Here is a 13,699-nt window from a genome sequence, read left to right as displayed (position 1 = left end):
GCTCACGTTCTCATTGGCGAGAAATCGGCCGTATCGGACTATCTTGGCCCGATCGCCATCCGCCGCTCGACGCAGGCACGAGCTCGCGCGCGTGACCATCCCTTCGAGCAGGGCCGCCCCCCTTTATCGAGACGACCATCCCCGAACCGCCCAAGCCTGAATTGTTCATTCAACATCTTGGCACCTCAATGGAATCGAAGTGCCAGATACAGAATCACAGCAGCCCGTCGCCGCGGAAGGCCAAATCAAAACACCGAGTCATTCCGTCGCAGCCGCAATCTGTGCATCTGCTAGTGCGTTCGCAGGGACGACGGTGAGCCGGGGCACCTTGCCGCCCCAACGCCCACGTCCTTATATCCAGCGCCTGCTGCATCGCGGCACCCCGCATATGGCGGTTCAACTGCCCCGGCTTTCGTGCAAGGATGCCTGCCGAACGCAACCGTTCCTCCTCATTGCTCCCTGATAAAGAGGTTTCCGATGGTCAATCGCATGCAATTCTACATCGATGGCGCCTGGGTCGATCCGGTCGTCAAGAAGTCCACGCCCGTCATCAATCCGGCGACCGAAGAGGCGATGTATGAAGTTGCGCTCGGCTCGAAGGCCGACCTCGACAAGGCCGTTGCCGCCGCCAAGCGCGCTTTCGTGACCTACTCGCAGACCAGCCGCGAGGAGCGCATTGCGCTCCTGGAAAAGATCGTCGAGGTCTACAAGGGCCGCATGAAGGAAATCGGCGCGGCCGTCTCCGATGAGATGGGTGCGCCGCTGCCGATGGCCGAGCGGCTGCAGGCCGGCGCCGGCCTTGGCCACATCGCTTCCACGCTCGAAGTGCTGAAGAACTACCATTTCGAAGAGACGATCGGCTCGGCCGTCGTCCTGCGCGAGCCGGTCGGCGTTGTCGGCATGATCACGCCGTGGAACTGGCCGCTGAACCAGATCGCCTGCAAGGTCGCGCCCGCGCTCGCGGCCGGCTGCACCATGATCCTCAAGCCATCGGAATTCACTCCGACCTCGGCGTTGATCTTCGCCGAAATCCTGCATGAAGCCGGCGTGCCGAACGGCGTGTTTAACCTGATCAACGGCCTCGGCCCCGAAGTCGGCGCCGCGATGGCCGAGCATCCTGATATCGACATGATCTCGTTCACCGGCTCGACCCGCGCCGGCGTCGACGTCGCCAAGCGCGCCGCGCCGACCGTGAAGCGCGTCAGCCAGGAGCTGGGTGGCAAGTCGCCGAACGTCATCCTCGAAGGCGCCGACCTCACCAAGGCCGTCACCGGCGGCGTGATGCACATGTTCAACAACTCCGGACAGTCGTGCAACGCGCCGTCGCGGATGATCGTGCCGCTGTCGAAGATGAAGGAAGTCGCCGCTATCGCGAAGGGCGTCGCCGACAAGACCAAGGCCGGCGATCCGCGTGCTGAAGGCACCACCATCGGTCCGGTGGTCAATCGCGGCCAGTGGGACAAGATCCAGGCGCTGATCAAGAAGGGCATCGACGAAGGCGCAACGCTGGTTGCCGGCGGTCCTGGTCTGCCGGAAGGAGTCAACAAGGGCTTCTACGTCCGCCCGACCATCTTCGCCGACGTCACCAACGACATGACGATCGCCCGCGAAGAAATCTTCGGGCCGGTGCTGACCATCATCGGCGCCAAGGACGAAGCCGATGCGGTCAGGATCGCCAATGACACGCCCTATGGTCTCGCCGGTTACGTGACGGGCGATACGGTGGAAAGCGCGCGCCGCGTGGCCCGCCAGATCCGCGCCGGCAACGTTAACCTGCAGGGCGTTCCGAACGACCGCTCCGCGCCGTTCGGCGGCTACAAGCAGTCCGGCAACGGCCGCGAGTGGGGCAAGTACGGCCTTGAGGAATATCTCGAGGTGAAGGCGGTCGCCGGCTACAACGCCGCGTAAGTTGATGCGGCGCTCGCGCCGTCCATGAAGAAAGCCGGCTGCCGAAAGGTGGCCGGCATTTTTTCGGCCCAAATCATCGTCAGGCTGAAGCCCGCGTCAAGGCTGGCCGCGACGACGCAAAAAGAAAAGATGGAGGACGCGCGTGAAGAAAATTGCTGTTGCGCTCATCGCGCTGTTGCCGCTTGCCGGGGCAGCCCAAGCTCAGACCGCGAAGGACCTGCTCGCGACGCTCCGCGTCAAGTGGAACACGCCGACCGAGCCCTTCAAGATGATCGGCAACGTCTATTATGTCGGAACCGATGGCTTGGCGTCCTACCTGATCACCTCTCCACGCGGCCATATCCTCATTGATACGGTGATGCCGGAATCAACGTCGCTGATCAAAGCGAATATCGAGAAGCTCGGCTTCAAGATCACCGATATCAAATACCTCCTCAACACCCACGCCCATATCGATCACACCGGCGGACTTGCCGAGATGAAGCAGGCGAGCGGCGGCCAGCTCGTCGCCGGCGAAGCCGACAAGCCGCTGCTCGAAGGCGGCTACTATCCGGGTGCACAGGACGACGACGCGCTCAAGTTCCCGCCGGCGAAGGTCGACCGCACGGTGCGCGAAGGCGACAAGGTGACGATTGGCGATGTCACCTTGATCGCGCGCGAAACGCCGGGACATTCTCCGGGCTGCACGAGCTGGGAATTTTCGGTGAAGGAGGGCGATGCCACGCGCTCGGTCCTGATCTTCTGCAGCGGTACCGTCGCGCTGAACCGCCTCGTCGGCAACCCGACCTATTCCGGGATCGTCGCCGATTACCGGAAGACGTTCGCGCGCGCCAAGGACATGAAAGTGGACGTGCTGCTCGCGCCGCATCCGGAAATGTACAAGATGGCGGAGAAGCGCGCCAAGCTCAGCGATGGCGGGCCCAATCCGTTCGTCAGTCCCGGTGAATTCAACGCCTATGCGGCGACGCTTGAGAAGGCGTTCGAGGACGCGCTCGCCAAGCAGACCGCCGCCGCGCAGGAGAAGAAGGGGTGAGTGAACGCTGGCGCGTAGGGAGCTATCCGCCCGGCGCGCCCTGTGTGTTGACATAGAGGGCGTAGATCGATTGGCTCGCGGCCATGAAGAGGCGGTTGCGCTTCAAACCGCCGAAGCAGAGGTTGGCGCAGCGCTCGGGCAGGGCGATGCGACCGATCATGACACCATCGGGAGCGAACACCACGACGCCGTCGAGCTCGGGATCGCCCATGCCCCAGCCGCACCACAAATTGCCATCGATATCGACCCGAAAACCATCCGGCGTGCCTGGTCCAGCATCGACGAACACGCGCTTGTAGGAAAGCTCGCCAGACGGCGAGACGTCATAAGCGAGGATCTTGCGGTTGGGTACGCCGCGAGACTCGATGACGTAGAGAATCTTCTCGTCCGGCGAGAACGCGAGCCCGTTCGGTCCCAGAACGCCCTCGGCGACGATGGTGGCTTTGCCGGTCGCGCCATCGAGACGGTAGACATGGGCGTCGATCTCGGGCTCGGCCTTGTAGCCCTCGTAGTTGCCGAGCAGGCCGAACACCGGATCGGTGAACCAGATCGAGCCGTCGGACTTCACGACGACGTCGTTCGGCGAGTTCAGCCGCTTGCCGTCGAAGGAATCGATCAGCACCGTGATCGATCCGTCATATTCGGTGCGCGTCACCCGCCGGCCGCCATGCTCGCAGGTGATAAGCCGTCCCTGGCGATCGCGGGTGTTGCCGTTGGCGAAGTTCGACGGCTTGCGGAAAACGCTGACTGCGCCGGTCTCCTCCTCCCACTTGATGATGCGCTGGTTCGGAATGTCGCTGCACAAGAGATACCGCCCGTCGCCGAACCACACCGGACCCTCGGCCCAGCGCAGGCCGGTGGTCAGCCGCTCCACCGCCGAGAGCTTGAGCCAATATTTTTCGAAGCGTGGATCGAGTGCACGGATAGCCGGATCGGGGTAATAAGTTGCCGGGCGCCACCCGGCGGCATGCGATGCTGCATCGGACATTTGCTGTTCTCGTTGGTGCGTTCCCTCTGCGTTTGGGTTTGCTATCATTCCCTGCTAATGACCGCAAATCGGTTGCGAGATAAGAGGAACGAAATGCCACGCATATTGATGACCGGCGCCGCCGGCGGGATCGGGACATCCCTGCGCAAGCTGTTGCCGCCGATCTATCCGGACCTGCTGCTGAGCGACCTGAAGACGCCGGCCGACCTCGGCATGGACGAGAAGTTCAAGGCGGCCGATCTCGCCGACCTCGCTCAGGTCGAGGCAATCTGCGAAGGCATCGACGGCATCCTGCATTTCGGCGGCTATTCGGTGGAGGGGCCTTGGGATTCGATCCTGCAGTCCAACATCATCGGTGGCTACAATCTGTTCGAGGCGGCGCGGAAGAAGGGTGTGAAGCGCGTGGTGTTCGCCTCGTCGAACCACGCGGTCGGCTTCTATCCGCGCCATCACCGGATCGGCACCGACGTCACGGCGCGTCCCGACAGCCGCTACGGTGTGAGCAAGGTGTTCGGCGAGGCGGTGGGGGCGCTCTATGCCGACAAGCACGGGATCAGTGTGACTTGCCTCAGGATCGGCAATTTCGGCGAGATGCCACTCGACCACCGCAGGCTTTCGATCTGGCTGAAGCCGGAGGACCTCGTGCAGCTCTGCCGCATCGGCCTGGAACATCCCGACATTCACTTCGAGATCTTCTACGGCGCTTCCTATAATGAGCGCACCTGGTGGGACAACCACCGCGCCTACGAGCTCGGTTACCGTCCGACCGGCCGTGGCGAAGATTTCCGCGAGCACGCCATGGCCGAGCAGGCCAAGCTGAAGCCGGATCCGGTCGGCGATTACTACCAGGGCGGTACGTTCTGCAGCATGGAGTTCGACGGCGACGAGAGCCGGATCATCGACTGGAAGTGAGATATCGAATTCCGGGTCATGCGCCCTTGCGGCGCCGGCCCGGAAACCATACTGACGATTCTATCATGGCCCGCCCTCGTCAAGGCGGCGGAACTGAAGCCTCGAAGACGGGAACAAGAAGATGGCCGACGGACTCCGCAAGGGACTGACGAGTTATGGCGATGCTGGCTTCTCGCTGTTTCTGCGCAAGGCCTTCATCAAGGCCATGGGCTATTCGGACGATGCGCTGAACAGGCCGATCGTCGGCATCACCAATACCTATAGCGACTACAATCCCTGCCACGGCAACGTTCCGCAGATCATCGAAGCGGTCAAACGCGGGGTGATGCTGAGTGGCGCGATGCCGATGGTGTTCCCGACCATTTCGATCGCCGAGAGCTTTGCCCATCCGACCTCGATGTATCTGCGCAATCTGATGGCGATGGATACCGAAGAGATGATCCGCGCGCAGCCGATGGATACGGTGGTCGTGATCGGCGGATGCGACAAGACCTTGCCGGCACAGATCATGGCCGCAGTGTCAGCGGATCTGCCGACCGTCGTCATTCCGGTTGGGCCGATGGTGGTCGGGCATCACAAAGGCGAGGTGCTCGGCGCCTGCACCGATTGTCGCCGGCTCTGGGCGAAATATCGCGCGGGCGAAATCGATGACAATGAGATCGAAGCCGTCAATGGAAGGCTCGCGCCCTCGGTCGGCACCTGCATGGTGATGGGCACTGCCAGCACCATGGCCTGCATCACCGAGGCGCTCGGGCTTTCGCTGCCGATGAGCGCGACCATTCCGGCGCCGCATGCCGAGCGGTTTCGCTCTGCGGAGGCGAGCGGTAGGGTGGCGGCCGAAATGGCGAAAGCCAAGGGGCCGAAGCCGAGCGAGATTCTGACGCCGGCATCGTTCCGCAACGCTCAGGTCGTGATGCAGGCGATCGGCGGTTCGACCAATGGCCTGATCCACCTCACGGCGATCGCCCATCGCTCCCCGCACAAGATCGATCTCGCGACATTCGACAAGCTCGGCCGCGAGGTGCCAGTGCTGGTCGATTTGAAGCCCTCGGGCGAGCACTACATGGAGCACTTCCACCATGCCGGCGGCGTGCCGAAACTGATGGCGCAGCTCGGCGACCTCATCGATCTCGACGCCAAGACGATCACGGGGCAGACCTTGCGCGATATCGTTTCCGGCGCGGAGGACGTGCCGGGACAGGACGCCATCCGTTCGCGCGACAATCCGATCAAGCGTGAAGGCGCGATGGCGATACTGCACGGCAATCTTGCGCCGCGCGGCGCCGTCATCAAGCAATCGGCGGCAAGTCCGAAATTGCTGCAGCATACGGGCCGTGCCGTGGTGTTCGAGTCCGTCGAGGATATGACGCTCCGAATCGACGATCCCGATCTCGACGTCAATGGCGACGACGTGCTGGTGCTGCGTAATGCCGGTCCCAAAGGGGCGCCTGGCATGCCCGAAGCGGGCTATTTGCCGATCCCGAAGAAGCTGGCGCGCGGCGGTACCAAGGATATGGTGCGCATATCGGATGCGCGCATGAGCGGCACCGCGTTCGGCACTATCGTGCTGCACATCACGCCGGAATCCGCTGTGGGTGGTCCGCTGGCGCTGGTAAAGAACGGCGATATGATCCGGCTCGACGTCGCAAACCGCAGCATCGATCTGCTGGTCGACGACGCCGAGCTGGAAAAGCGCCGCGCGGCGCTCGCGCCAGCCGTTACACCCGATGTGGCCAGGCGCGGCTACGCGCGCCTGTTCAACGAGACGATTCTGCAGGCCGATGAGGGCTGCGATTTCGATTTCATGCGCGGGCAGGGCAAGGGTTAGCCCCATGGCGTCATGCCCCGCGAAGGCGGGGCATCCAGTACTCCGAGGCGCTGAATTATGAATCGAACGTGCGCGGCGTACTGGATCATCCGCCTTCGCGGATGATGACAGTTGAGTGAGCGGTGGGAGTGTGCCGCTACTTCCCCTTGCTGGTGAACTTCTTCACCGCAACGCGAAATTCATCAGTGTGCATGGCGTCGATGATCTTCGCTTCCTCGGCGTCGAGCTGCTGCTTCACCGGCGTAGTCGCGGCCTGATAGACCAGCGACTTGGTGCCGCCGATCGCCGCCGGCGGATTCTGCGCCAGCCGCTCGGCGAATTTGCGCGTTTCGGCCTTCAGCTCCGCTGCCGGAACAACGCGGGCGACCAGGCCCCATTCATAGGCCTGCTGCGCCGTAAAGCTGTCCTCGGCCAGAAATATCTGCAGCGCGCGGCGGGTGCCGACGGTGCCGACCATGCCAACCGTGCTGCCTCCGTCAGGCGAGACGCCGATCTTGGCGTAAGCCGGCGTGAAGCGAGCGTCATCGGCTGCGATGCAGAGATCGGCAACGAAGGCCAGCCCCATGCCGGCGCCGGCGGCTGAGCCGTTGACGCTTGAGAGAACGATCTTCGGCATCCGCCGCAGCGTCTCGATGAAGGCGTGATAGTGCTTCAATAATTCGCCGACCACAGGCGCGATCGTGTCGTTGGCGGCAGCAGCGCCGATGGTCTGCAGGTCGCCGCCAGCCGAGAAGGCGCGACCTTCGCCTTCGATCACCAGCACCCGAATATCGTCGTTGCCTTCGACCTCAGCGCCAAGCTGCTCGAGCTTTTGCGCGATCGCAAGATCGACGGAATTGAAAGCCGCGGGCCGGTTGAGCGTGATGGTGGCGATCGGACCGTCGATCCGGAGCAGGGCGGGGTCGCTGGCAGCGGTATCATCTGATGTCGGCATGGCTGGGCCCTCGGCTCAGAATTGGCCCAGCATTTAAATAACAGAAGGGAAGAGGTGACAATCCCCGGGGCAGGTCCGCAATACATTGCGCAATCCGTCCTCCCGGGCGACGGCGCTCTTGCGTCCGTTCGCGCCATGAGGTCAGATAGGGCCTGTCATCGTTTAGGACGGACACGAGCGCCGCTTCCAAGGGACGGGACAGGCAAGCCAAAATCATTGGAGGGAAAACGACATGGGTCATTCCCGTGCGCTCGAACGTAGGACGTGCCTATGACGATAGGACCGGTTGTCATCATTGGGGCCGGCCATGCCGGCTATCAGCTTGCAGCCTCGCTGCGCCAGCACGGCCTTTCGGAGCGCATCGCGCTTGTGAATGACGAAAGCCATTTGCCGTACCAGCGGCCGCCGCTGTCGAAGGCCTATCTGAAGGGAACCGGCGGGCCTGATAGCCTGATGTTCCGTCCGGAAAAGTTCTATTCTGACCAGAAGATTGATCTGATCTCCGATCGCGCAGTGTCGATCGATCGCGCCGCGCGCAAGGTGGCGCTCGCCTCCGGCGCTTCGCTCGATTACGGCCACTTGGTGCTGGCGACCGGCGCGCGCAATCGCCTGCTCGATATCCCTAACGCCAATCTCGACAGTGTGCGGTACCTGCGGACGCTCGACGAAAGCCAGTCGTTGCGAGACTACATCACTGCAGGCCAGCGCGTCGTCGTTATCGGCGCCGGATTCATCGGGCTCGAGTTCGCGGCGACGGCTCGCGCCAAGGGCCTCGAAGTCGACGTTGTCGAACTCGCGCCGCGGGTGATGGCGCGCGCCGTGACAGCGGAAATCTCGGAATACTTTCAGTCCCGGCATACCGCGGCCGGCATCCGAATTCATCTCGGCGTACAGGTCACCAGCATCGAGAGCGACGGCAGCAAGGTAACCGGTGTGAGCCTGAGTGACGGCCGGCATATCAAGGCCGACCTGATCGTGGTTGGCGTCGGCGTGCTGCCTAACGTCGAACTGGCGGCCGAAGCCGGCTTGAAGGTTGCTGCGGGCATTATCGTCGATGAAAATCTTCTGACCGCGGATCCGAATATCTCGGCGATGGGCGATTGTGCGCTTTATGCGAGCCCGCGGTTCGGCGGTTCGCTGCGGCTGGAGTCCGTGCAGAACGCCACCGACCACGCCCGCTGCATTGCAGCCCGCCTGACCGGCGACGCCAAGGCCTATGATGGTGTGCCATGGTTCTGGAGCGATCAGGGGCCCGACAAGCTGCAGATGGTGGGGCTGACAACCGGCTATGACCGCGTGGTGGTGCGCGGTGATCGCGAGAAGGGAGCATTCTCCGTCTTTTGCTACAAAGAGGGGCAGCTCGTGGGCATCGAGTCCGTCAACCGCGCGGGCGACCACATGTTCGGGCGACGCCTGCTTGCCGCCCACGGCTCGATCACGCCCGAGCAAGCGGCCGACGCCAATTTCGACCTAAAGAGTGCCCTGACTTAGAACACACCCTGACTTAAATTGGACTTGCCGTGGCGTCAGCTTGCTTGCATCTGCCGACTGTTTTGGCAACCTTGCCGACGGAAGTCCGTCACTGGTCTCCGGCGGTCCGTTATCGGCTGCAATCCCGCTGCACAATGACGCGTCCGTCGGGGCGGGCTGAGCAATACGACGAATTGCAGGCGCTGAAGTAGCCATAGCGTTTTCGAACGAAGCATGCCCTCGGACTTGATCCGGGGTGGACACCGGTTCGAAGAAAACGCGTCACAAAAGAATCTAGAGCCCGGTTCTGATTTCAAATCAGAACCGAACAGGCTCTAGCGGCTTAGCGCTGCCACCTCGGCTGCGGTAGGCATCGATGGCGCAGCGCCCATCCGCTGCACGCAGATTGATGCGGCGGCATTGGCAAATTCAAGCGCGTCGCGGATCGCCGTACCGTTGGCAAGCTGTGCGGCGAGGGCGCCGACGAAGCAATCGCCGGCGCCGGTGGTGTCCACCGCCTTGACGGCGCGTCCCGGTATCAGCGAGGGATCGCGACCGGCAAGGGCGAGCACGCCGCGCTTGCCCAATGTGACGCAGATAATCTTGCCTGAAGCCGTTGGCAGGCGTCGCGCTGCTTCAGCGAAACGAGCGGGTTCGTCGCTATCATGAAGCTCGGTCTGCGCGAGCAGCCCGAGCTCGGTCTCGTTGAGGATGAGGATATCGACGAGGTCGAGCAGGTCGGGGCCACAAGGGAGCGCCGGCGCCGGATTGAGGATAGTGGTCGCTCCAGCCGCGCGGGCGCGCTTGAAGAAAGCGGCGATCGTCGCTTGCGGAATCTCGAACTGGCTCACGGCGACGTCGCCCTGGGAGAACACAGGGGCGGCGACATCCTCGGCGCTGACCAGCGCGTTGGCGCCGGGCACGACAACGATCGTGTTGTCGGCATCCGCAATGGTGATTACAGCCGTCCCGGTGTGGATGTCGGCGGTGTCTTTTACCAAAGAGAGGTCGACGCCTTGGGCGGCGAGAAACTGCCGCAACTGCTGGCCAAATGCATCTGCCCCCAGCCGGCCGATCAGCGCTGAGGACGCGCCGAGCTTCGCTGCCGCGACCGCCTGGTTTGCGCCCTTGCCGCCCGGAAAATAATGCACGGCTTGGCCGGCGACCGTCTCGCCGACCCTGGGATGCCGGCTGGCTTTCGCCACCACATCCATATTGATGCTGCCGGCGACGAAAACGCGCCCCGAATTGCTTCTCAAGGATTGCCTAATCCCAAAATTCCTTCTTACGCGCGATCTGGAATTCCTGCTTGACGGCATCGATATCGGCAAGCGTCGGCAATCCAGCCTCGTTGCCGAGGCGCTGGATCTTATAGGTGGAGGCCGCGCGCGCAAACTCGAAATGCTCGTGCCAGCCTTTCGCGGGATTATTGAGATACGAAAACACGTAAGCGCCGTGAAATACGTCACCGGCGCCATTGGTATCGATGACGCGCTCGGGCGCGATCGGCAGCGCAGGTAGCCTGCGCACCGCGCCGGCCTCGTCATACCAGAGCAGGCCCTGCTCACCCATGGTGACACCGCCGACCCGGCAGCCGCGGCTCTTGAGATAATCGAGCATGCCCTCCGGCGTCTTGTCCATCTGCTCGCACAGCCGTTCGGCCACGATGGCAACATCGATGAACTGCAGGAGCTCATGGGTGTTGGTGCGCAAGCCGCCGCCGTCGAGCGATGTCAGGATGCCGTCCTCGCGGCAGAGTTTTGCGTAGTGGATCGCCGCGTCCGGTTGATGGCCGTCGATATGCAGCGCACGACAGCCCTTCAGGTTGAGCAGCGGGAAAGGATGAATGTGCTCGTCGTCGCGGCAGCGCACGATGGCGCGTTTGCCGTCTTTCGGCATGATGAACGAGAGCGATGAGGAATTGACCTTGCGCGGATGGATCGAGATTCCATACTTCGCGCTCATGTCCTGAAACATGCGCCCAAGCCAGTCATTGGCGACGGTCGCAATCAGGTCGGGGACGATGCCGAGCTTGGCGCAGCAGAATGCCGCGGTGACGGCGTTGCCGCCAAAGGACACGGCATAGGCGGAGGCCACATGTTTTTCGTCGCCGGTCGGCATGTGGTCGGTGATGAAGGTAACGTCGATATAGGTCTGTCCGATGAAGAGAGCCTGCATTCGTTTTCCGTCATGAGCTTGGGGGTGGTCCCGGCCCCGGCGTACACACATTAGCACCGGTTATCGGATGCATTCGCTGAAATTATTCGCAACCGTGCCGTCTTTGCAGCTTGAGATGGGAGTATGAGGAGAATACGACCGTCCTTGGGGCTTCCATAGAGTCTTGGGCATACTGCCGTATAACGGCTGACGGCTGCCCGGGTTTCCCAGCGGCGCGACAAAAGTGGAGGGAATTGATGACCGTTTATTCCGGTCCGGTGTTCGACATGGCGGTTAACCAATTTGGCGTCATCGCCAATCATCTCGAAATCCCGATGGATGAGCGCGACCGTATCCTGATGCCAAAACGGGCCATCACCGTCTCCTGTCCGATTCACCGCGACGACGGCACGGTCGCGGTGTTCGAAGGGTACCGGGTGCAGCATCACCTCACTCTCGGCCCTACCAAGGGCGGCACGCGATTTGCGCCGTCGGTCGACATCGGCGAGGTCGCAGCGCTTGCGATCTGGATGAGCTGGAAATGCGCGCTCGTCGGCTTGCCCTATGGCGGCGCCAAGGGCGGCGTCAACGTCGATCTCGCCAAGATCTCCAAGCGCGAGCTGGAAGGGCTGTCGCGCCGCTACATGCAGGAGATGATCCCATTCGTCGGCCCCCACACCGATGTGATGGCGCCGGACATGGGCACCAATGAGCAGGTGATGGCCTGGTTCATGGACACCTATTCGATGTACCAGGGCCAAACCGTGACCGAGATCGTCACCGGCAAGCCGGTCTCGTCGGGCGGCACGCTTGGCCGGCGCGAAGCGACGGGGCGCGGCGTCGCCTACCTCGCCAGGCGCGTGCTGAAGGAGCTGTCGATCAATCCAGGCAGCGCGACCGCCGTGATCCAGGGCTTTGGCAACGTCGGATCGTACGCCGCGCTGGAGCTGCATCAATACGGTTTGAAGATCATCGCCGTCAGCGATCACACCGGCGCGCTGCATGATCCGGCCGGGCTAGATATTCCCGCTTTGATGCGGCACGCCAGCGCGCATGGCAGCATCGCCGGCTTCTCCAACGAACTCACGTTCGATCCCGAGCAGATCCTGACATTGCCCTGCGACGTGCTGGTGCCGGCGGCGATGGAGCGGGTGATCGACGCCAAGATCGCGGAAAATCTCAAATGCCGCGTGCTGGCCGAGGGCGCCAACGGTCCGACCACGCCGGAAGCCGATCTGGTGCTCGAGAAGCGCCAGGGCGATGTGTTCGTGATCCCCGACATTCTCTGCAATTCCGGCGGCGTCGTGGTCAGCTATTTCGAATGGGTGCAGGATCTGCAGCAATTGTTCTGGGAGGAGGAGGAGGTGACGCGGCGCGAATACGCCATCCTCGATCGCGCCTTCGACACCATGCTGCAGCGTGCAAAGGCGGATAACATCCCGCATCGCACGGCGGCGATGGCGATCGGCGTGGAAAAGGTGCGCGCTGCCAAGAACACGCGAGGCCTGTTCCCGTGATTAGCGGCCTCGATCACGTCGTCGTTCTCACCGGCGATATCAAGGCGGCATCTGCCGCCTACCAGACCTTGTTAGCTCGCTCACCGGCCTGGCAGAACAGCGGCGATGGTGCCGATCGCGTCCTGTTCACGCTCGATAATACGTCGCTGGAATTGATGGCGCCGAGCGGCGAGGGCGCGAATGCCGATCGCATTCGCGCAGTGCTTGCCGCGCAGGGCGAGGGGCTGGCGAGCCTCTGCTTCCGGACCAGCGACATCGCGAAAATGCATCGCAGGCTCGACCGGCTGACGCTGAAGCCGGAGGCGATCGCCGAGGTCGAAAGCCGTGATGCAGTCTCGGGCGCGACGCTGGCATGGAAGCGCACGCGAGCGGCAACGGAAGCCACGCGCGGCGTACGCCTGTTCTTCATGGAGCGTGACAGGGAGAGGCCGCTGTCGGTGCGGACCACGACCGCATCGGTCACGGCGCTGGACCATGTCGTGGTCTCGACCTCGGATCCCGAGCGGGCCGCCGCCCTCTATGGCGCGCGGCTCGGCCTCGACATGGCACTCGACCGCTCGCATCCCGACTGGGGCCGGCTGATGTTCTTCCGCTGCGGCGACCTCATTGTCGAGGTGACGCATCGGCCGGGCAAGGAGACGGATACGTCTCTGGACCGGCTGTACGGCTTGTGCTGGCGCGTCGCCGACATCGACGCCACCCATGCACGGCTTGTTCAGGCTGGCGTCGACGTCTCGGAAGTCCGCACCGGCCGCAAGCCTGGAACGCGGGTCATGACGGTGCGGAGGGGCACGTGCGGCGTGCCGACGCTATTGGTGCAGCCGTCGGCCGGGAAGGAAGCGTGAGACGTTCATCCTCCGGGGGAGGGTAAGAAACGCGGCGCGGTTCGTTCTCAAACCGCAGCTTGCGTGCTACAGCTGCTTCACGCAATCATCGGGCAACTGATTTGGCA

Annotated in this window: 11 protein-coding genes; 7 read left to right on the top strand and 4 right to left on the bottom strand. The window is 62.9% G+C overall.

Annotated features, from left to right (window positions below):
* The first annotated feature begins 477 nt into the window (after positions 1–477).
* Positions 478–1,908 (top strand): aldehyde dehydrogenase family protein, encoded by a 1,431-nt coding sequence (locus J6524_RS32935; protein ID WP_225678063.1) that lies wholly within the window; start codon positions 478–480, stop codon positions 1,906–1,908.
* 142 nt (positions 1,909–2,050) lie between these two features.
* Positions 2,051–2,941, top strand: a complete 891-nt coding sequence (gene bla / locus J6524_RS32930) for a subclass B3 metallo-beta-lactamase (RefSeq protein ID WP_225678062.1) — start codon at positions 2,051–2,053, stop codon at positions 2,939–2,941.
* Between the two features lie 22 nt (positions 2,942–2,963).
* On the opposite strand, the gene J6524_RS32925 is transcribed toward bla, so the two are convergent.
* Complete coding sequence (locus J6524_RS32925) at positions 2,964–3,929, bottom strand: SMP-30/gluconolactonase/LRE family protein (RefSeq protein ID WP_225678061.1); 966 nt, start codon at positions 3,927–3,929, stop codon at positions 2,964–2,966.
* A gap of 93 nt (positions 3,930–4,022) precedes the next feature.
* Here J6524_RS32925 and J6524_RS32920 point away from each other — a divergent pair, with 93 nt between their 5' ends.
* Both J6524_RS32920 and J6524_RS32915 read left to right on the top strand, forming a co-directional pair.
* Positions 4,023–4,841 carry an NAD-dependent epimerase/dehydratase family protein gene (locus tag J6524_RS32920; RefSeq protein ID WP_225678060.1) on the top strand — a complete coding sequence of 273 codons (819 nt, stop codon included), beginning with the start codon at positions 4,023–4,025 and terminating at the stop codon, positions 4,839–4,841.
* 121 nt (positions 4,842–4,962) lie between these two features.
* The gene (locus J6524_RS32915; protein WP_225678059.1) at positions 4,963–6,669 is read left to right on the top strand and encodes an IlvD/Edd family dehydratase; all 1,707 of its coding nucleotides are present in this window, start codon (positions 4,963–4,965) and stop codon (positions 6,667–6,669) included.
* Between the two features lie 136 nt (positions 6,670–6,805).
* Here the strand turns inward: J6524_RS32915 and J6524_RS32910 are convergent, their stop codons facing one another.
* Positions 6,806–7,603 (bottom strand): enoyl-CoA hydratase/isomerase family protein, encoded by a 798-nt coding sequence (locus J6524_RS32910; protein WP_225678058.1) that lies wholly within the window; start codon positions 7,601–7,603, stop codon positions 6,806–6,808.
* 270 nt (positions 7,604–7,873) lie between these two features.
* Here J6524_RS32910 and J6524_RS32905 point away from each other — a divergent pair, with 270 nt between their 5' ends.
* Complete coding sequence (locus tag J6524_RS32905) at positions 7,874–9,094, top strand: NAD(P)/FAD-dependent oxidoreductase (RefSeq protein WP_225678057.1); 1,221 nt, start codon at positions 7,874–7,876, stop codon at positions 9,092–9,094.
* Positions 9,095–9,408: 314 nt separating this feature from the next.
* On the opposite strand, the gene rbsK is transcribed toward J6524_RS32905, so the two are convergent.
* On the bottom strand, positions 9,409–10,332 hold the full coding sequence (rbsK, locus tag J6524_RS32900) for a ribokinase (RefSeq protein ID WP_225678056.1): 924 nt from the start codon (positions 10,330–10,332) through the stop codon (positions 9,409–9,411).
* Between the two features lie 7 nt (positions 10,333–10,339).
* A complete protein-coding gene (locus J6524_RS32895; protein ID WP_225678055.1) occupies positions 10,340–11,251 on the bottom strand; it encodes a sugar kinase in 912 nt (303 codons plus the stop codon).
* A gap of 236 nt (positions 11,252–11,487) precedes the next feature.
* Here J6524_RS32895 and J6524_RS32890 point away from each other — a divergent pair, with 236 nt between their 5' ends.
* Positions 11,488–12,747, top strand: a complete 1,260-nt coding sequence (locus J6524_RS32890) for a Glu/Leu/Phe/Val family dehydrogenase (protein ID WP_225678054.1) — start codon at positions 11,488–11,490, stop codon at positions 12,745–12,747.
* On the top strand, positions 12,744–13,592 hold the full coding sequence (locus J6524_RS32885) for a VOC family protein (RefSeq protein ID WP_225678053.1): 849 nt from the start codon (positions 12,744–12,746) through the stop codon (positions 13,590–13,592). Before J6524_RS32890 ends, J6524_RS32885 begins: the two co-directional genes overlap by 4 nt.
* The last annotated feature ends 107 nt before the right edge of the window (positions 13,593–13,699 follow it).

Origin of the sequence: Bradyrhizobium hereditatis, assembly GCF_020329435.1 — a bacterium.
GTDB lineage: Bacteria > Pseudomonadota > Alphaproteobacteria > Rhizobiales > Xanthobacteraceae > Bradyrhizobium > Bradyrhizobium hereditatis.
Note: the sequence above shows the minus strand (reverse complement) of the source record. Positions and strands in the feature narration are given on the sequence as shown.